Below are 16741 nucleotides of genomic sequence, written 5' to 3' on the forward strand. Positions count from 1 at the left end.
TTACTAAAATCCATAATTGTTTTTGTCATACATGCTTGATTTTTAATATCTCGGTTAGATTTATATGTTTAAGCCGAGATATTGCATTGGGTTAAGTCTAAAGGCAAGGTTTGGAGGGAAATACTTATAAATATAGAAGCGTTTAATTGTGCCATATTTACCAGGGTCTAATCTTATAAGATTTATTTGATTAATCGTCAGGTGATCGTGGGTTATAGCAACTTTAGGAAGATCATTTTCAATTCGAGGTTACTTATAGTGCATTTCTCATGCGTGACCCTGTGACTGAAAACCCGCTTCAGAAATCTCCATTAGCTTTCTTGTTTGCTGCTTTTAAGAACTGTTTTAAGATGTAAGGTCTTTGAGAAACGCTTATAAAATCCTTAAAATATCGAATTCGGTCTTAAAATGCATAAAAAATAGCACTAGCCACCATCTTTTTAAGTGGCTATGGTTTAGGCTATCTGCTTCAATTTTTTATACGTTCCCTATGATGTAATCCAGTTAATTCAGATACTAAGAAAGTGAATATGATGCCCGTACCGGGCTCGTGAAGTCTGCCTTCTTTCACAACAGCTTCGTATATAGACTTGTATTCGTTTATGTCACTAAGAATCAAAATTATTTCTTTGGATGCCTCTATGCGTAAATTAAAAAATTTCAACGCTTCTGATTGTCCTGTACCTCTCCCGTAGATGATGGTGGCTCCTTTCGCACCCGCTTCTTTTGCCTTTTCAACTATTTTGTCAGCTTTTCCTCTTTCAACTATGGCGACGATACATTTAACTTCCATGGCATTATCTCTCCTTGCTTGCTTATGGATTTATATTTTCGTTAGTATTCCTAGCGCAAGTACTGATATTACAGCACCGATTGAAGTGAGTCCAATAATGCCAAAACCATATGTCAATGGATCAACATTTTCAAGCACCTTTGCTAAGCCAATTGCTATGGCCATGTTGATGGGGATGTTAACGGGGCCGGTAGTTGCGCTAGCGGAGTCCATAGCTATAGATACGAATTCCTCTGGAGTGAAGAGAATCAGTATGACAATCAATAAGAGTAAAAATGTCGCGATTTTCGAAAAAGGTATATTGTTTAAGATTTTATACACGCCAATGCCCATTCCGCTGCCAAACCCAATGGCAACGGCATGAATCAAGGTTTTGCGAGGTATGGCTCCAACAGATACCTCTTCAACCTCTAAGGCTAATGCCTTTAAAGCTGGTTCGACGAGAGTTCCCAAATATCCGATGGCAAATGCTGCTACAACTATTAACCACTTATTATTTAATACAACAATGCTTTCTCCTACCGAATTAGCTAAGGGATGGAGACTCAAGAAAACGCCCTTTAAGAAGAAATGTAGACCGAATATACAGAGAAGAATCCCTAATATAAATTCTTTGATATTTTTAATTGGTTTTTTTAGTATAATTAGTTGAAAAAGTACAAGTATAATTGCCAAAGGAAGTACGCTTCCAATAGTTTCCCATAGGTCTTTTAGAATTGTTAACGCTCTCATGATGTGGCAACCTCCCTGTATCTCAAATAGCATTTGCGAAAGAGGTGGAACCGAACAAAAACTTGCCTTCAATGCGTTCCTAAAGCGATGTTTATAGGTTTAAGCTTGATAATTATACGAGTAATGTAAGTTTCTTTAAAAACGGCATGAAAAGCCCTATTCTGGTTTGAGACTTATCGTTTGTCCATTTTTACATATACACAAATCGCCACCATTCGGTCGCCCTCATTGTTATCTTACCATTGCTCATACATTTGTGGTGAGATTTATTTTCTAAAGGGTTTTAAAGTAAAAAGGAAGGCCTGAAGGTTCTTCAGTCGAGAAAGGTAAGCTGAAAGCGTAAGAAAAAAGACTAACAATTCTTGCAATTTATTGATTTTTCAGGATAGTTTAGCTTGCAAATTTTCGGGAGATATAGGTATACTATGATAGGCAATGCGATGTAAAGTCGGGGATATATACACGATGAATGAAGAGCCTAATTTACAGGGAGGTCGAATGCAATGGAAGTTCTCAAGGTCTCGGCAAACTCTCAGCCAAAATCTGTCGCAGGAGCTATAGCTGCAGTTATGCGAGAGAAGGGTGCAGTGGAGGTGCAAGCAGTAGGTGCAGGGGCGGTAAATCAGGCCGTTAAGGCGATAGCGATTGCACGGGGCTACGTGGCTCCTAATGGCATTGATCTAATTTGCATTCCTGCTTTCGCTAAAATTAGTATAGATGGTGAGGAAAGGACGGCAATTAAGTTTCAGCTGGAATCAAGATAATCCTTCGTAGATGTTGATAGGCAAATCCCCGACGTAGAAGTACTGAAAGCGCGGCAATAGGAGGAGCCGCGCTTTTTACTATGCGAATCTTTTGATATCATAATTTTTGCTATCATTATAAATTACTGATTGCAAAGAAATAGGAGGCGTCGATAAATCATGGACATCATCAAAGCACCTAGAGGAGTAAGGGACGTACTTCCCGATGAATCGTGGAAATGGGCTTATGTAGTTGAAACTGCGAGAAAAGTGGCCGATGCTTTCGGATATGATGAAGTGCATTTACCCATTTTTGAGCATACAGAATTATTTTCAAGAGGTATAGGAGATTCAACAGACGTCGTAGAAAAAGAAATGTATACTTTCAAGGATCGTTCGGGCAGGAGCTTGACGCTACGACCGGAACTTACAGCTTCCATGGTAAGGTGTTATCTGGAGCATGGAATGTCAAAAAGAGTGCAACCTGTGAAGCTATGGAGCGTTGGGCCTATGTTTCGGTATGAGCGTCCACAGAAGGGCAGATATCGCCAGTTTTGGCAGCTTGATGTTGAGGCCCTTGGTTCTGGGGCTCCTGAGGTGGATTTGGAAATAGTAACTTTTGCGGTTTATTTGTTCGACACTCTCGGGCTTTCTAATCTCGAGGTAGTGGTGAATTCTGTAGGCTGCCCAGCCTGCAGGCCTGTTTATCGAGAAGCTTTAAAAGAATATGTCGGATCCAACTATGACGAATTATGTAAAACATGTCAAAACAGGTTTGAGAGAAATCCCTTGCGGATACTGGACTGCAAAAATGAACACTGCCGTGAGATAATGAAGGAATCTCCAGGCATGGTCGGTTATTTGTGCGACGAATGTAGTGAACACTTTCAAAAAGTGAAAGAAGGCATGTCACTGCTTGGCATTTCTTATAAAGAGGACAAAAATCTTGTGCGTGGTTTAGATTACTATACAAAGACTGCCTTTGAGGTTCTTTCGGGCGAACTTGGGGCTCAAAATGCAGTATGTGGCGGTGGAAGGTACGATAATTTGGCTGAGGCTATAGGTGGTCATCATGTGCCGGGAGTGGGTTTCGCTGCTGGTATTGAGCGGATTGTTTTGACGATGGAGGGCCAAGGGTGCGATTTTGGCCGAAAACCAGGCATTGATGTATTTGTCGCAATAGCAGATGACTCAGCAAGAAAAGCGGGCTTGAAATTGCTTTACGACATCAGGCGCGATAAAGTAAGCGCCGATATGGATTATTCTGGCAAATCACTTAGCTCACAACTTAAAATGGCTTCAAACAAAAAGGCAAAGCTAGCATGCATATTAGGTAGTGCCGAGATACAAAAAGGCGTGGTTACCGTAAAAGATCTCGCCAGCGGGCTTCAAGAGGAAGTTCATCAAAATTCTTTAATGAATCATATAAAGCAGTATATTGTACGTTAAACTTTGGAGGCGAAACGAATTGTCTGGCGCTTTTTTTGACGAAAATTGGAAAAGAACGGTTTATTGCGGTAGGGTGAACCAAGACGATGAGGATAAGACGATTGTAATTAACGGATGGGTACGAAAAAGGAGGGACCTAGGGGGCATTATATTCCTTGAAATCTGGGATCATACAGGTTTAGTTCAGGTGGTTATCAATCCTGAAACCGATGTGTCTCTACACGAAAGGGCAAAACAGCTTAGAAGCGAATATGTAGTGGCGATAAAAGGTACGGTTAAAAGAAGACCAGCCGGTACTGAAAATCCTTCCTTGGCGACTGGAAACTTCGAGGTCATCGCTAAAGATTTATTAGTACTGTCTCCTTCGGCGCTTCCTCCTTTCGATCCAAATGAGGCTGATGCGGTTGATGAAAATATCAGGCTTAAATATAGATATTTGGATTTAAGGCGTAAGGCCATGCAAGGAAATTTACGCCTAAGGAGCAAGGCGGCACAATACACAAGAGTATTTTTTGATGGGGAGGGTTTTGTTGAGGTAGAGACTCCTATGTTGACAAAGTCAACACCCGAAGGTGCAAGGGACTACTTGGTTCCAAGCAGGGTGAACCCCGGCAAGTTTTATGCCCTTCCTCAGTCGCCGCAAATTTTTAAGCAAATTTTGATGATATCAGGCTTGGATAAATATTTTCAGATAGTCAAATGTTTTAGGGATGAAGACTTGAGGGCCGATAGACAGCCGGAGTTTACTCAGATTGACGTGGAGATGAGCTTTGCAACCGAAGAAGACATCTTTAGCCTCATTGAAGCTTACATGAAAGGGCTCTTTAGCGAGACGTTAGGAGTGCAGATTCAGACGCCCTTTATGCGTTTATCTTACGCCGATGCAATGGAACGCTTCGGTTCCGATAAGCCAGATTTAAGGATACCCTTTGAGCTTGTTGACTTAAAAGACGTCTTCGATGGCAGGGGAATTAGAGCCTTTGAAGTAGGAAAAAATGGAGCTATTAAGGGATTTGTATTACCCGATGGTGCATCTTTATCCAGGCAGGAAGTGAGTACTGTTGAAGCTATGGCCAAAGAGCTTGGAGCTAAAGGTTTGGCCTGTTTTCAGTGGGGTGATAAGTTAAAAGGTTCTATAGTCAAGTTTTTAGATGAAGAGGGCACAAGGTTATTAATAGATCGATCAAAATTATCTCAAGGAGAAGCCCTTTTTGTCATGGCTGACGAGGACAAAAGCAAAGTGTGCGAGGTCATGGGTCAACTCAGATTGGAAGTTGCAAGAAAACATGATCTTGTCGATAAAGATAAGCTGGCCTTTTTGTGGGTAGTGGATTTTCCTTTATTTGAGTGGAGCGAAGCGGAAAACCGTTATGTTTCTGTTCATCATCCCTTTACTTCGCCCAAAAACGAAGACTTGCATTTACTTGAAAGCGACCCCTGGAATGTGAGGGCCCGCGCTTATGATATAGTATTAAATGGGAACGAGATAGGAGGAGGCTCCATTAGAATTCACGATCCCAAAGTGCAGGAAAGTGTGTTTAAAGTCCTGGGTTTAAACAAAGAGGAAGCTTTGGATCGTTTCGGGTTTTTGCTTACAGCGCTTTCTTACGGGACGCCTCCCCATGGGGGGATAGCTCTTGGGTTCGACAGGCTGGTGATGCTGCTAGCCGGAGTTAAATCAATTCGTGATGTCATAGCTTTTCCCAAGACCCAAAAGGCGCAGTGTTTGCTTTCAGGTGCTCCTTCATACGTCGACGAAAGTCAGTTGGAGGAACTACACATTAAGGTAATAGCAACAGAGGACGAGGAGGAGCAAAGTTGACATTAAAGCATCTGAAGGGACGTGGCCTGGTTGTTGAACAGACGCGTGAGGATTGGTTATATGATCTCGAAGGGGACGTTGCGCTGAATGGTTTTTTATTCGTCGAAGGATGGAAGGAGTCGAAATTCATGCAAGCTTGGTACGAAAAAAACAAGGATAATTTAATACAAGCAAATATATCAAATTACGATCTTACAATGCAACTTTTGGGAATTGAGTACGATGAATCGGGACATTATAGTTCGTCGCGGATAAAGGTGAAAGCAAAATGCGCTACCTAATTGTCAAGACTGGCGATACGGAATTGCTGCGGGACTCTCACTTGGAGGGCATCTCTGATGGTGAGGTGTTTAGAAGTGGCGTGTTGCTATCTCGTTTATTGCCTCGTGATAATGAAGTATATTGGTATGGTGTTCCTAAAAAATTACGAGCACTTTTTCCACCGAGGCAAAACTTGCGCTTTGTGGACTCGTTCGACGAGGTTGAAGAGCCGGATGAGGTATTTTATCTTGAAAGAACGGAAGTTGCCATTCCGAAAAAATGGGAGACAAAGACTAGGGGTTTTTATTTAGATGGTCATTGTTGGCGAACCGTGCCTAGATTTCCGGAATTGGAAGATGTCATTTCCTCTGGCCAAGGCAGTAGCAGGTATTCGCATCCGCATTGGCTTTATAAGTTGTGCGGCATGACTTGGAGGGGTGAGCCTTATTGGTCTTATCTCCGCGTACAAGTGGGTGAAACTCGCAAGACGCCCTTAGTTGGATTGAATCCAAGAGTGGGTATTAAATGGCCACAAAAAGGTTGGCCTATGGAGCGCTGGTGGGGCTTGTCCAAGAAGTTGAATGCATTGGGCTGCAAGGTGACATGGCAGCCAGGCGGAGACATGCAAAGTTATGTTGATTGGATATACAACCTCGATTTGCTTATAAGCGTAGATACGCTTGGGTTGCATATAGCGCTTGGTGGAGGAGTACCTGTAATTGGCCTTTTCGGCCCCACTTCACCAGAAGAGATCCCAAAATGGGGCGTGGGGTTTTGGTTGTGGGAGCGTGGTGGCAAGATGACGCACTCTGTGGATCGCGTATTTGACGCCACACGAAGATATCTTAGGGCTATTAGAAGCGGCCATATAAAAGGTCATCCCGGGACTTCACTGTTAAATGATATGTTTAAAAAGATAAACAAGTATCCCAGCAGTTGGACAAGGTTCAATCGGCTAGTGTAGGTGTTTGTTGAGTTGAGTATAATATAAATGTGGCCTTACCTGGGCTTTTTTAGGTTTTCCAAAGATTTATAAGATTTTTTACGAGAGGGAGGCGATGATAGATGGCTAAGGTGACATATCTTGGGCATGCGGCCTTTTACATTGAGGGAAAAGGAATTAAAGCCCTGATTGATCCTTTTTTGTCAGGCAATCCTTCTAGTGCATGGAAACCATCGGATGTGAAAGAACTAGATTATATCTTTATTACCCATGGGCATGACGATCACTTGGGTGACACCCTTCAAATAGCTAAAAATACTAACGCAACGGTAATAGCTAATGCCGAGATCTCCGCCTATTTGACGTCAAAGGGCCTTAAATGTCATAGCATGCATGTGGGCGGCAGATACGCTTTCCCCTTTGGGAGAGTTAAGCTTACTCCGGCATGGCATGGCTCTGGCATTACCGAAGGAGATCAGACGTTGTGCGGCGGAACGCCATGCGGGTTTTTAATTGAGGTGGAAGGCAAAAAGTTGTATCATGCTGGCGACACGGGTCTTACCATGGAAATGAAGCTGCTCGAGCAAGAACAAGTAGATCTTGCCATGTTGCCCATAGGCGGAAACTACGTAATGGACATTGACGACGCCGTAAGAGCGGTAGAATTCATAAAGCCAAAGAAGGTAATTCCAATGCACTACGATACCTTCCCTGTAATAAAGGCAGACCCCCATGAGTTTCAATCGAAAGTAGGCTCCCTGGCCGAGGTAATAATTTTAGAGATCGGACAAAGCTACGAGATTTAATGTTTTAAGGCTAAGTAGGGAGGAGAGGCTTGCAATCAGTAACTCTTGAAGTTGAATGGCTTTTAATAGTTGCATCCCAGTTTTAATATCTAAGGCCAAATACAGGGTGAAAGATCCTTTCGTCGTGCAGGAACTTTAGTTGTTCTTCGAGAGCGCTTCGAGCAGCCTCTCCAAGCTCCACGGAAAGTATGGAAGTTAAAAGATGTGCCAAAAATAAGGGCCCTATGATGCTGCTTCCGAAAGTTGGACTTAGAGCGCTGACGTAAAACTGAAGTGTTGCCACGGAGCAAACAGGAGCGGCTGCGGTGTCAGTAATTGTCATGATCTTTGCTTTCTGTGAGGCGCATTTTGTAACTGCTTCTGTAACCTCTACAACATAACTCGGCAGTTCGCAAACTATGACCATATCGCCCTGTTTTACGCCCCGCACTTGCTCCATCATGGCTAATGATCCTCGTTTAATCATATGTCCCGGAAGGCCCATTACCCTGAAGCGCATGTAAAAAGTTTCCGCAACGAGAGAAGAAATTCCCCAGCCCATGCAGTAGATGTTATTTGCTTCTTTGACCAGTTCGACAAAGGCGTCAATTTTTTCTTTGTCAGCCATTCTCCACGTACTATCCAAATTTGCGTGTTCCGCCTCTAAAATACTTGGTGCCAGGCCTTCACCGCGCTCCTTTGCCTTGACCAGCATTGTAACGGGATCTATCTGTTCTAAAATGACCTTTTGAAGAGCTGATTTTAAATCGGCATATCCTTTAAAACCTAGTATCCTGGAAACTCGAACTAGCTGAGCTTTCGATACGTTTAATTCGTTGGCTACTTCCCCAATGGAGCGAAAGGCTGCTTCTCTCATGTTAGACAATAAATATTCAGCTACTTTTCTAGCTTTTTTGGGTAATGCAGGTATCTTGTCTCGTAAAAGCGATTCAAGCTCTTCTTTAGTCATCCCTTGTCACCTTTCCTGATAAATAAGATATTTTTGTTTAAAATTAACAAAAAAAGTTTACAAGTTAATTGAATATATGTCAACGATCCTTTTGGCAAAGTTAAAAGTCCATCGCGTACTATCTTTCCGCGATGGACTTTTCGCTAAGAAACAGCATGTAGTGTCATCTCGTTCATCGGCGTCATTAATTGAGCATTGCTTAAATAGTCTAAACCCGCTCGAATCTGGCTAAAAAGTGCCTGAGTATTGGAGGTTCATAGGTAAATTTTAACCCCCGAACAGTTTCACGCTTGCCATAGATGTCTATCAGTGACTTTGCTACATAGCCCATATGGTTATCCGTATAGACCCTTCTGGGGATGGTTAGCCTCAAGAGTTCCATGGGTGCTATTATGTTTTTCCCCTCAGCGTCCCTTCCCATCATGCAAGTGCCTACCTCTACAGCTCGTACGCCGGATTCGAGGTAAAGCTCTACTGCCAAAGCTTCTCCCGGAAATTCCTCGGCCTCTATGTGGGGGAGAAATTTGCCTGCGTCGACGAAAACAGCATGTCCTCCCACCGGGGTTTGAATTGGTATACCTGCGTCTGAGAGTAGCTTACCTAAGTATTCCACTTGACCGATCCTAGCCCTTAAATAATCCACATCTAAAACTTCTTTTAACCCTCTGGCTACAGCTTCCAGATCTCGTCCTGCCAGTCCGCCATATGTTGGGAAGCCTTCGTAAGTAATGTTCACTTCCCTTGCACGGTTATAAAGGCTTTCGTCATCTTTAATTCCTATCATGCCTCCGATGTTTACTAAGGCGTCTTTTTTTGCGCTCATTGTGAACCCATCGGCGTAGCTGAACATCTCTTTAACGATTTCTGCAATTGTCTTGTCGGCGTAGTCCTTCTCGCGAGCTTTGATAAAATATGCGTTTTCAGCAAAACGGGCCGCGTCGATGTAAACCGGGATATTGTTCTTTCTGCATATCCTTGAAACCTCTCGGGTGTTTTCCATGGATACAGGTTGCCCACCAGCACTATTACAAGTGATCGTGATGAGCATGAATGCTATATTTTCCGGTTTCTTTTCTGCAATGAAACGCTCAAGTTTGCCAAGGTCAACATTTCCCTTGAAGGGATGATATTTTGAGGTATCGAAGGCATCGTCCACAACGAGATTTACTGGTATTCCTTTCTTTAAACGGATATGAGCTTCAGTGGTATCGAAATGCATGTTGCCCATTACGTATTGGCCCGGTTTTATCAGTATGCTAAAAAGTGTGTTTTCCGCGCCGCGACCCTGATGAGTTGGCACGACGTAGTTATATTCGAATACTTCCTTGACTGCTGCTTCAAGGTGATAAAAGCTTCTGGAACCGGCGTAGGACTCATCACCAATCATGATTCCAGACCATTGATTGTCGCTCATGGCATTTGTACCGCTGTCAGTGAGAAGATCGATGAACACGTCTTCTGCTTTCAGGGCAAACACATTTAATCCAGCTGCTTCGAGTCTTTTTTCCCTTTCCTCTCTGGGTAGCAAACGAATGGGTTCCACAACCTTAATTCTGTATGGCTCTGGCAAGCGCATTTTGTTTACCTCCTCAATTTATATTTATTTTGCAAAGTTCATTTCTAATGTACTCGACGATATCTTTTGCTTTTGGCGGGCACCCAGGCAAGTTATGCCTTATGCCGGCAGTGCAATTTCCGACGCCAATCCCTTCTTCTTTTTTGTTTCGAAATCCTTGGCCAATCTTAATTTTTAGATTTTTCTTGGAGAGGGCTTTTAAAAGACCTTCATCCTGCAACCTGGCAAGGGCGTGAATGAGGCTGCCATAACAAACAGAGCAAGCGGATCGCGCGTCAATGTAACTAGATAGCCGGTGGGCCAAAGGGGAGGCTAAAATTGGTTGTCCTGCCTGGCGGTGTCCCAGTTCTATTATTTCTGCCTTATCCACATCCGTTGACCCGACTCCATATTCCTCAGCCAAAGTTATGTATTTGATTGAGTGAGGATTTAAACCGATAAGTTCAGCGCCATAGGCATCGATGAGCACAGGATCATAGCCTACCATAATGCGGTTCATTGGCACTGGGTTGCCGCCTTCTTCAAAAGTAAGATCGCCGCACATGCCGTCAACTACCACTAAGTCCGTCTTTATAGCTACGTTTAAAGCAGCTATAGGGCGGTGAAGCCCTTGGGAGTGAAAACGTCTTTTCTCGCTGTCGGGGATGCAGCCCTTTAAGTTTTTAAGGGCACAGGTTAATTTGGTCTGGCAATGAGCCTTAAGCACAGGTACGTTTATAAGATAATCCAGATCGAGAACGCTTTTGCATATCGTCAATTTTATGCCGGCAGCCCTTACTTCAGTAACTTTATCGTCTTTAAGATTTAATAACTTAACAGCATATTTTGATTCCAAGTCCTTATATCCACAGGCGTAAAAAGCGCGATCGGTATCGTGCCCAATGGAACTGCTTTCTAGCACCACTATATTTTTACAACCATAATCTAGGAGGTATTCTATTATGCCAGCAACTATTTCAGGCGAGGTAGTTGCTCCGGATTCTGAAGGGACATCCTTTATCAAGTTCGGTTTTATCCCAATTTTGGTTTTGCCCCTAACTTGACGTGGATCCAACAAAGCTTCTAAGGCTTCTTTTGTCATTTCTTTAGGATTTATACCGTAGTTTATTACAAGTTTGTTCATGATTTCACCCTAGAGTTAGGCTTTTAGAGCCAACACCAAGTATATTCGCTATTGTTGGTCATTATTTCACTCCTTGAGCTACTGTTATATCTGAGATGGGTTGACAAAGTTAAAAATTTATAACACCAGCCGCAATCGTTAGACAATTAAATTATATCAAGTTATGGCTTTTATCATACAATTTAAATCCGTAGTCGTAGATTTTTTCTTTTTTTGGATGTAGCCATGTCCTCGTCATGGTAGAATTTTGGAAGAAGGCGTCTGCGCAGTACCGATGAATGTCTTAGGTATAATTCACGATGTGTGTATCCCTTGAGGATATATATGCTTTCTTAGGTGTCGAAGATTTCGGAGGTGGTGAAGTTGTTTAAAAGATATTCCAAAGTGTTAATGTTGCTTTTAGCAGGGATAGTTATTATCAGTATGCCGCTTGAAACGCTGGCAAAACCTAGCGATCCCGTTACTGGGAATCCCATAGCCAAAATAGCCCAGGACGCGTCTCCTGCGGTGGTTAACATTGACACTGAAACGTTAGTGCAACAACCTCTAATTCCCTTTATCGATGACCCCCTTTTTAGGCAATTTTTCGGAGAAGAGTGGCGACGATTTACTCAAGTTATTCCAATGAGGGGCAAGGGTTCGGGGTTTATCGTTTCCAAGGATGGTTATATATTAACTAACAATCACGTTGTAGAGAGTGCTGATAAAATTATCGTCACCTTGGCCGATGGCAGACAGCTTGACGCGAAGATTGTAGGGAAAGATCCGACCTTCGATCTAGCGGTGATAAAGGTTACTGCAACCAACCTGCCTGTGCTTTCTATGGGTGATTCTGATGCAGTCCAAGTTGGCGAATGGGTCGTTGCTATAGGAAATCCATTCGGCCTAGAACATACGGTAACTGTTGGCGTCATCTCGGCTAAGAATCGTTCCGTTCGCGCCGGGAATCTCAGCTTTGACGGTTTTTTGCAAACCGATGCGGCCATAAACCCGGGCAACAGCGGCGGCCCGCTATTGGACTTGGATGGCAAGGTGGTGGGAATTAATACGGCTATCATACCTTACGCACAAGGAATAGGTTTCGCCATACCAGTTAACATGGCTAAAAATGTTATAGATGATCTGTTGACATATGGCAAAGTGCGCAGAGGGTGGCTTGGCGTTTATGTTCAACCGCTTACAAGGGATTTCATACAAGCTTACAATTTGAAGATCAAAGAAGGAGCGGTAGTTGCAGATGTGATGCCCAATTCTCCCGCAGAAAAGGCTGGCATAAAACGAGGAGACGTCATAACTAAAATCGATGGCATTCAGATTAAAGATCCGCAAGATTTGGTATTTCAAGTGCGAAAACATATGGTTGGAGACAAGTTAAAAATAGAAGTTGTAAATCGGAGTGGCAGCAAAACCGTCACTGTTACTTTAGAAGAAATCCCCGGACAAACAGAGACCTCCAATGTAAAGTCGTCGGATTTAGATACTCTGGGCATTGAAGTTTCCCCTATTACTCCTACATTAAAAGAAAGATTTGGAATCCAAAAAGATCAAGGCCTTGTGGTTACCGAGGTAAAGGTGGGTTCTGCTGCTCATAAAGTGGGTCTTCGGGAGGGCGATTTAATCCTTGAAGTGAATGGTGTGCCCGTTAATAGTGCAGAAGATTTAAAACGCGCTTTAAGCCAAAGTGCGGAAGTGGTTGTCCTTCTGGTCTGGCGCGATGGGCGGACCTTTTTTGTCTCCCTGCGGATATAAGTTTTTGAGCATGACTTGGAGGTGTAATCTTTGAAAGCCAAGGACGTCATAATTATCTTAGATTGCGGCTCTCAGTATACACAGCTCATAGCAAGAAGAATTAGGGAACTTCGCGTATATAGCGAGATTCTTCCTTGGGATGCTTCTGTAGAAGAGATACGCTCAAAAAGCCCGAAGGGAATTGTTATTTCGGGAAGTTCAAGAAATGTGCCACTTTCAGAAGCCCCTACGGTATCAAGCGAGATCTTAGAAATTGGCATTCCCATTCTTGGTATATGCTATGGGATGCAATTGTTGTGCCATATCTTGGGTGGCAAAATAGCCAAAACTGGGTCAGCCGAATATAGACGTATTCAAGTGGAGATCGAGGACGAGAATGCCAAGCTTTTTAAGGGGCTACCTAAGCGTTTTTGCGCCTGGATGAGCCGTGGGTATTCTGTCGCCCAGCTTCCACCTAACGTGCGATCCTTAGCGAAAAGTGAAGATGGGTCCATAGCCGCGATGGCCACTCTTGATGATCGGATTTGGGGCCTTCAATTTCATCCCGAGGTAGCTCACACCGAACATGGTCTTGAAATTTTAAGGAACTTCTTATTTGACATATGCAGCTGCGAACCTTCTTGGAATCTGGAGGACTGGGTGGAGGAGAAGATAAAAGAAGTTGCACAAATAGTCGGAAACGACAAGGTAATTTGCGCATTATCCGGTGGAGTCGATTCTACTGTGGCTGCTGTGCTCACTAGAAAGGCGATAGGGGATAAACTTCATTGTGTCTTCGTGGATAATGGCCTTTTGCGCCTTAACGAAGCTGAAAACGTTCTTTCCGTCTATCGCCAAAAATTGAACCTAGACGTTCGCTACGTCGATGCTTCAAATGAATTTCTCCAGGCTTTAAAGGGGATTACAGATCCCGAAGAGAAGCGGAAAGCGGTGGGCAAAACGTTCATAGACGTCTTTGAGCGGGAGGCCGAAAAGGTGGGCGACGCAAAATGGTTGCTCCAAGGCACACTTTATCCAGATGTAATTGAAAGCGGACAAGAAAGCAGGGGGGCATCTATTATAAAGACCCATCATAACGTGGGTGGATTGCCCGAAGAAATGAAATTACAGCTGCTGGAACCGTTAAAAGATCTTTTTAAAGACGAAGTCCGGGCTATAGGTGCTATTTTGGGGATCCCACATTCGATATTGCGTCGGCACCCCTTTCCCGGTCCGGGACTTTCTGTTAGATGCTTAGGCGAGGTGACGCCGGAAAAACTGGAATTGCTCAGACAAGCTGATGCTATATTTATGGATGAATTGGATTCATCCGGGTTTTACGACAAAGTATGGCAGGCTTTCTGTGTCCTTCTCCCCGTTAGAAGTGTTGGCGTGATAGAAGATGAGCGCACTTATGGGTATACCATAGCGCTTCGCGCAGTCGAGTCTTCAGACGGTATGACGGCCGATTGGGTTTACCTGAGCCGTGAATTGCTTGACAAAATTGCGCATCGCATATGCAATGAAGTTACAGACATCAGCAGGGTGGTTTTGGACGTGACTAGCAAGCCACCCGCGACGATAGAGTGGGAGTAAAAGCAGCTTTACTGTTCTTTGTCCGATCCAGCAGCTGCGGTAAACTTGTGGCGAGGCGCAATAATCTGAAAAATAAGAATTAAAGAGGGAGGATGGATTTCCTCCCTCTTTAATTTATAGCTTGTATGTTATTCATGACAGCAGCTGGGACAGCCTTCACATCTATCTACCTGCTCGAACATCTCTTTCATAAGTTTTTCTTTTTCTTCGTCAGTAAGTTTTTTCTTTTTGTCCTTGTTATTGGTAATATCCGGCCTTTTTTCTTCGGACATTAATATCCCCTCCTTCCGCTCAATTTTACATTTCATGGAGCGGATAACCGGCATTGATCCAGGCGTTTACACCACCTGCCAAAACTTTTATGTTCGAAAAGCCTTGAGCTTCGAAAGATTCTGCCGCACGGGCAGACGTAGCATCGTTATGTCAGGCGCAGTAAAATATGATCTCTTGATCTTTGCTTAAATCTTGCTCCTTATTGCGGAATTCCTTCAAGGATATAGCACCCTCAAGGCGTACCTTTTTGTAACGCTCTTCATCCTCGTATGCGCAAACTAACAACGCCTTTCCCGATTGCACTTCTTGCCTTGCCTCTTGCGGGCTGATCTTTTCTGCCATTGTTTAAGCTAACCCTCCTTTTGGTCTACATGTTTGACGCATCTAAATTATATCAAGTTGAAACTATGTTAGCTACACCTTCTTGGCATGGTTTCGGCGGGCACGGAAGATCTAAGACTCACGGAATATTGAGTATGATCTTGCATCTTTATTTTAAGTGCCTAGGTACACTGGTGGCATGATTGGGAAATCGGTAGAGTTTGCTTAAAAAGCTCAAAAACGAAAATATCAGTGTCATACTTTGGATCGCTCGTTTGATCCTGTCATGCCAAATAACCTTATGGTTAATTTTGGTTTAAAGTTGGCGAAAGAAAAGACCCTTGCAGAAACTGCGGAGCGTTCGATGTGCCTGGCTATTCCAAACATGAAAGCTGGAGATACTCTTCATTAAACTACTAATTGTGGAAGAATGACAAATTAGTAAATGGACTTTAGTAATCATTAATCCTAATTAAAAAATAGCCATTTTTGCTTGACCTTACAATAGCAATTTAGTATAGTTTAATAAATTGTCATAGCTTATAAAAATCTTCAGATTTATTCGTCGAAAAATTTGCCTCTGCCTCCCCATCAATAAGCATAGTAGTAAGCGCTAAAAACCCACAGATTATGCTCTATAGTATAAGAACCTGAAATGACAAAGAGGAAATATAAATCGTAATCATGTTTTCTTCTTGTGTGTATTTTCCAAAGGGATTAATAGGAGGTGGTTTTCAGTAAATTTAAAGGTTATTCTGTATATATAAGACGCCTTTTAATTATGCTAGTGATAATATAATTCATAATAATATAACATCTAAAGTTAAGTAAGTAGGATGTGATGTATTATATGAAGTTAAATTTCGTTTTTAAGGTTAATTCAAGCAATAAATTAGTCTTGGGAAGAAAGAATCAACATTTACTTCAGGCCTTGGTTTATAATCTCCTTGATTCAGAATATGCTCGTTTTCTTCATACGGAAGGATTTGTTTATGAAGGAAAGCGTCATTTTAGATTATTCAGCTTTTCAAAGCTTTATGGTAATGGCCCTATTGAGTTAAGAGATGACTTCGTATTATTTCAACCGCCTGTAAGGTTAGTGATTACGTCTCCGGTTAATGCGATCTTGGAACAACTCGCCACTAACGCCTTATCAATGGGTGAAATCAGGTTAGGCAATAACTTGCTTTCGTGTAAGGAGGTAAAGGCAGAGCATCCTCGTGCAGAAGGAGAAGAGATCGAATTTCGTACGCTTTCCCCCATTGTCTGTTATTCTACATTGAAAAAATACGATAACAGTGATTTTACCTACTATTATTCTCCTAAGGAGAAAGAATTTGGCGGGCAAATTTACGCTAATTTGGTAAAGAAGTTTCAACTAATAGCTCCCCAGAAAGAGGTTCCGGAAGGTGCAGTAAAAGTTGAAAGTATCGGCAGACCAAAAGAAGATATCAGGTTTTTCAGTCCTGACGATAATCGCCCTATAAAGGGGTGGAGCGGTAGGTTTAAGCTTTGTGGTCCTAAGTCTTTGCTTCAGATTGCCCTAGATGCTGGACTTGGTGCTAAAAACAGCGCCGGATTTGGATGTATAGAGCTTGTGTCAAACAAACAAGAGGGGAGGTGAAA

16 protein-coding genes are annotated in these 16741 nt (G+C 42.8%); 9 read left to right on the plus strand and 7 right to left on the minus strand.

Annotated elements, in window-relative coordinates; translation table 11 throughout:
- Nucleotides 1-469 precede the first annotated feature (469 nt).
- Nucleotides 470-793 carry a P-II family nitrogen regulator gene (locus AC5SXE_RS10965; RefSeq protein WP_303881563.1) on the minus strand — a complete coding sequence of 108 codons (324 nt, stop codon included), beginning with the start codon at nucleotides 791-793 and terminating at the stop codon, nucleotides 470-472.
- 30 nt (nucleotides 794-823) lie between these two features.
- Nucleotides 824-1525 (minus strand): DUF1538 domain-containing protein, encoded by a 702-nt coding sequence (locus tag AC5SXE_RS10970; protein ID WP_303881565.1) that lies wholly within the window; start codon nucleotides 1523-1525, stop codon nucleotides 824-826.
- A 503-nt stretch (nucleotides 1526-2028) separates the two neighbouring features.
- On the opposite strand from AC5SXE_RS10970, the gene AC5SXE_RS10975 reads away from it, so the two are divergent.
- From AC5SXE_RS10975 to AC5SXE_RS11000, 6 genes are all read left to right on the plus strand, one after another.
- Nucleotides 2029-2289 (plus strand): stage V sporulation protein S, encoded by a 261-nt coding sequence (locus tag AC5SXE_RS10975; protein WP_009200339.1) that lies wholly within the window; start codon nucleotides 2029-2031, stop codon nucleotides 2287-2289.
- A 159-nt stretch (nucleotides 2290-2448) separates the two neighbouring features.
- On the plus strand, nucleotides 2449-3717 hold the full coding sequence (hisS, locus tag AC5SXE_RS10980; protein ID WP_303881571.1) for a histidine--tRNA ligase: 1269 nt from the start codon (nucleotides 2449-2451) through the stop codon (nucleotides 3715-3717).
- Between the two features lie 19 nt (nucleotides 3718-3736).
- Complete coding sequence (gene aspS / locus AC5SXE_RS10985; RefSeq protein WP_323721170.1) at nucleotides 3737-5539, plus strand: aspartate--tRNA ligase; 1803 nt, start codon at nucleotides 3737-3739, stop codon at nucleotides 5537-5539.
- On the plus strand, nucleotides 5536-5820 hold the full coding sequence (locus AC5SXE_RS10990) for a hypothetical protein (protein WP_303881574.1): 285 nt from the start codon (nucleotides 5536-5538) through the stop codon (nucleotides 5818-5820). The genes aspS and AC5SXE_RS10990 overlap by 4 nt, the downstream gene beginning before the upstream one ends.
- Nucleotides 5808-6764: a glycosyltransferase family 9 protein gene (locus tag AC5SXE_RS10995; RefSeq protein WP_303881575.1), complete on the plus strand. Its 957-nt coding sequence runs from the start codon at nucleotides 5808-5810 to the stop codon at nucleotides 6762-6764. The genes AC5SXE_RS10990 and AC5SXE_RS10995 overlap by 13 nt, the downstream gene beginning before the upstream one ends.
- Nucleotides 6765-6865: 101 nt before the next feature.
- Entirely contained in the window at nucleotides 6866-7549 is a 684-nt protein-coding gene (locus AC5SXE_RS11000) for a metal-dependent hydrolase (RefSeq protein ID WP_303881576.1), read from the plus strand.
- Nucleotides 7550-7631: 82 nt separating this feature from the next.
- Here AC5SXE_RS11000 and AC5SXE_RS11005 read toward each other — a convergent pair whose 3' ends face one another.
- The 3 genes from AC5SXE_RS11005 to AC5SXE_RS11015 all read right to left on the minus strand — a co-directional run bounded on the left by AC5SXE_RS11005 (nucleotide 7632) and on the right by AC5SXE_RS11015 (nucleotide 11197).
- On the minus strand, nucleotides 7632-8498 hold the full coding sequence (locus AC5SXE_RS11005) for a MurR/RpiR family transcriptional regulator (protein WP_310847728.1): 867 nt from the start codon (nucleotides 8496-8498) through the stop codon (nucleotides 7632-7634).
- A gap of 208 nt (nucleotides 8499-8706) precedes the next feature.
- The gene (locus tag AC5SXE_RS11010; RefSeq protein WP_493917369.1) at nucleotides 8707-10074 is read right to left on the minus strand and encodes a tryptophanase; all 1368 of its coding nucleotides are present in this window, start codon (nucleotides 10072-10074) and stop codon (nucleotides 8707-8709) included.
- Between the two features lie 13 nt (nucleotides 10075-10087).
- Nucleotides 10088-11197, minus strand: coding sequence for a DUF362 domain-containing protein (locus AC5SXE_RS11015; RefSeq protein ID WP_310847724.1), 1110 nt, complete (start codon nucleotides 11195-11197; stop codon nucleotides 10088-10090).
- Between the two features lie 357 nt (nucleotides 11198-11554).
- Here AC5SXE_RS11015 and AC5SXE_RS11020 point away from each other — a divergent pair, with 357 nt between their 5' ends.
- Both AC5SXE_RS11020 and guaA read left to right on the plus strand, forming a co-directional pair.
- Complete coding sequence (locus tag AC5SXE_RS11020) at nucleotides 11555-12946, plus strand: DegQ family serine endoprotease (RefSeq protein WP_323721172.1); 1392 nt, start codon at nucleotides 11555-11557, stop codon at nucleotides 12944-12946.
- Between the two features lie 30 nt (nucleotides 12947-12976).
- Nucleotides 12977-14521: a glutamine-hydrolyzing GMP synthase gene (guaA, locus tag AC5SXE_RS11025; RefSeq protein WP_323721173.1), complete on the plus strand. Its 1545-nt coding sequence runs from the start codon at nucleotides 12977-12979 to the stop codon at nucleotides 14519-14521.
- Nucleotides 14522-14649: 128 nt separating this feature from the next.
- On the opposite strand, the gene AC5SXE_RS11030 is transcribed toward guaA, so the two are convergent.
- On the minus strand, nucleotides 14650-14793 hold the full coding sequence (locus AC5SXE_RS11030; RefSeq protein ID WP_323721174.1) for a hypothetical protein: 144 nt from the start codon (nucleotides 14791-14793) through the stop codon (nucleotides 14650-14652).
- Nucleotides 14794-14944: 151 nt separating this feature from the next.
- Complete coding sequence (locus AC5SXE_RS11035; RefSeq protein ID WP_303882857.1) at nucleotides 14945-15136, minus strand: rhodanese-like domain-containing protein; 192 nt, start codon at nucleotides 15134-15136, stop codon at nucleotides 14945-14947.
- A gap of 829 nt (nucleotides 15137-15965) precedes the next feature.
- On the opposite strand from AC5SXE_RS11035, the gene cas6 reads away from it, so the two are divergent.
- Nucleotides 15966-16739 (plus strand): CRISPR-associated endoribonuclease Cas6, encoded by a 774-nt coding sequence (gene cas6 / locus AC5SXE_RS11040; RefSeq protein WP_310846098.1) that lies wholly within the window; start codon nucleotides 15966-15968, stop codon nucleotides 16737-16739.
- Nucleotides 16740-16741: the final 2 nt, after the last annotated feature.

It is taken from the genome of Acetomicrobium sp. (assembly GCF_059026225.1).

Excerpts from the sequence above, each read along its gene's own strand:
- AC5SXE_RS10965 (WP_303881563.1), bottom strand. The coding sequence starts at position 793 with ATGGAAGTTAAATGTATCGTCGCCATAGTTGAAAGAGGAAAAGCTGAC.
- AC5SXE_RS10970 (WP_303881565.1), bottom strand. The coding sequence starts at position 1,525 with ATGAGAGCGTTAACAATTCTAAAAGACCTATGGGAAACTATTGGAAGC.
- AC5SXE_RS10975 (WP_009200339.1), top strand. The coding sequence starts at position 2,029 with ATGGAAGTTCTCAAGGTCTCGGCAAACTCTCAGCCAAAATCTGTCGCA.
- hisS (WP_303881571.1), top strand. The coding sequence starts at position 2,449 with ATGGACATCATCAAAGCACCTAGAGGAGTAAGGGACGTACTTCCCGAT.
- AC5SXE_RS10995 (WP_303881575.1), top strand. The coding sequence starts at position 5,808 with ATGCGCTACCTAATTGTCAAGACTGGCGATACGGAATTGCTGCGGGAC.
- AC5SXE_RS11000 (WP_303881576.1), top strand. The coding sequence starts at position 6,866 with ATGGCTAAGGTGACATATCTTGGGCATGCGGCCTTTTACATTGAGGGA.
- AC5SXE_RS11005 (WP_310847728.1), bottom strand. The coding sequence starts at position 8,498 with ATGACTAAAGAAGAGCTTGAATCGCTTTTACGAGACAAGATACCTGCA.
- AC5SXE_RS11010 (WP_493917369.1), bottom strand. The coding sequence starts at position 10,074 with ATGCGCTTGCCAGAGCCATACAGAATTAAGGTTGTGGAACCCATTCGT.
- AC5SXE_RS11015 (WP_310847724.1), bottom strand. The coding sequence starts at position 11,197 with ATGAACAAACTTGTAATAAACTACGGTATAAATCCTAAAGAAATGACA.
- AC5SXE_RS11030 (WP_323721174.1), bottom strand. The coding sequence starts at position 14,793 with ATGTCCGAAGAAAAAAGGCCGGATATTACCAATAACAAGGACAAAAAG.
- AC5SXE_RS11035 (WP_303882857.1), bottom strand. The coding sequence starts at position 15,136 with ATGGCAGAAAAGATCAGCCCGCAAGAGGCAAGGCAAGAAGTGCAATCG.
- cas6 (WP_310846098.1), top strand. The coding sequence starts at position 15,966 with ATGAAGTTAAATTTCGTTTTTAAGGTTAATTCAAGCAATAAATTAGTC.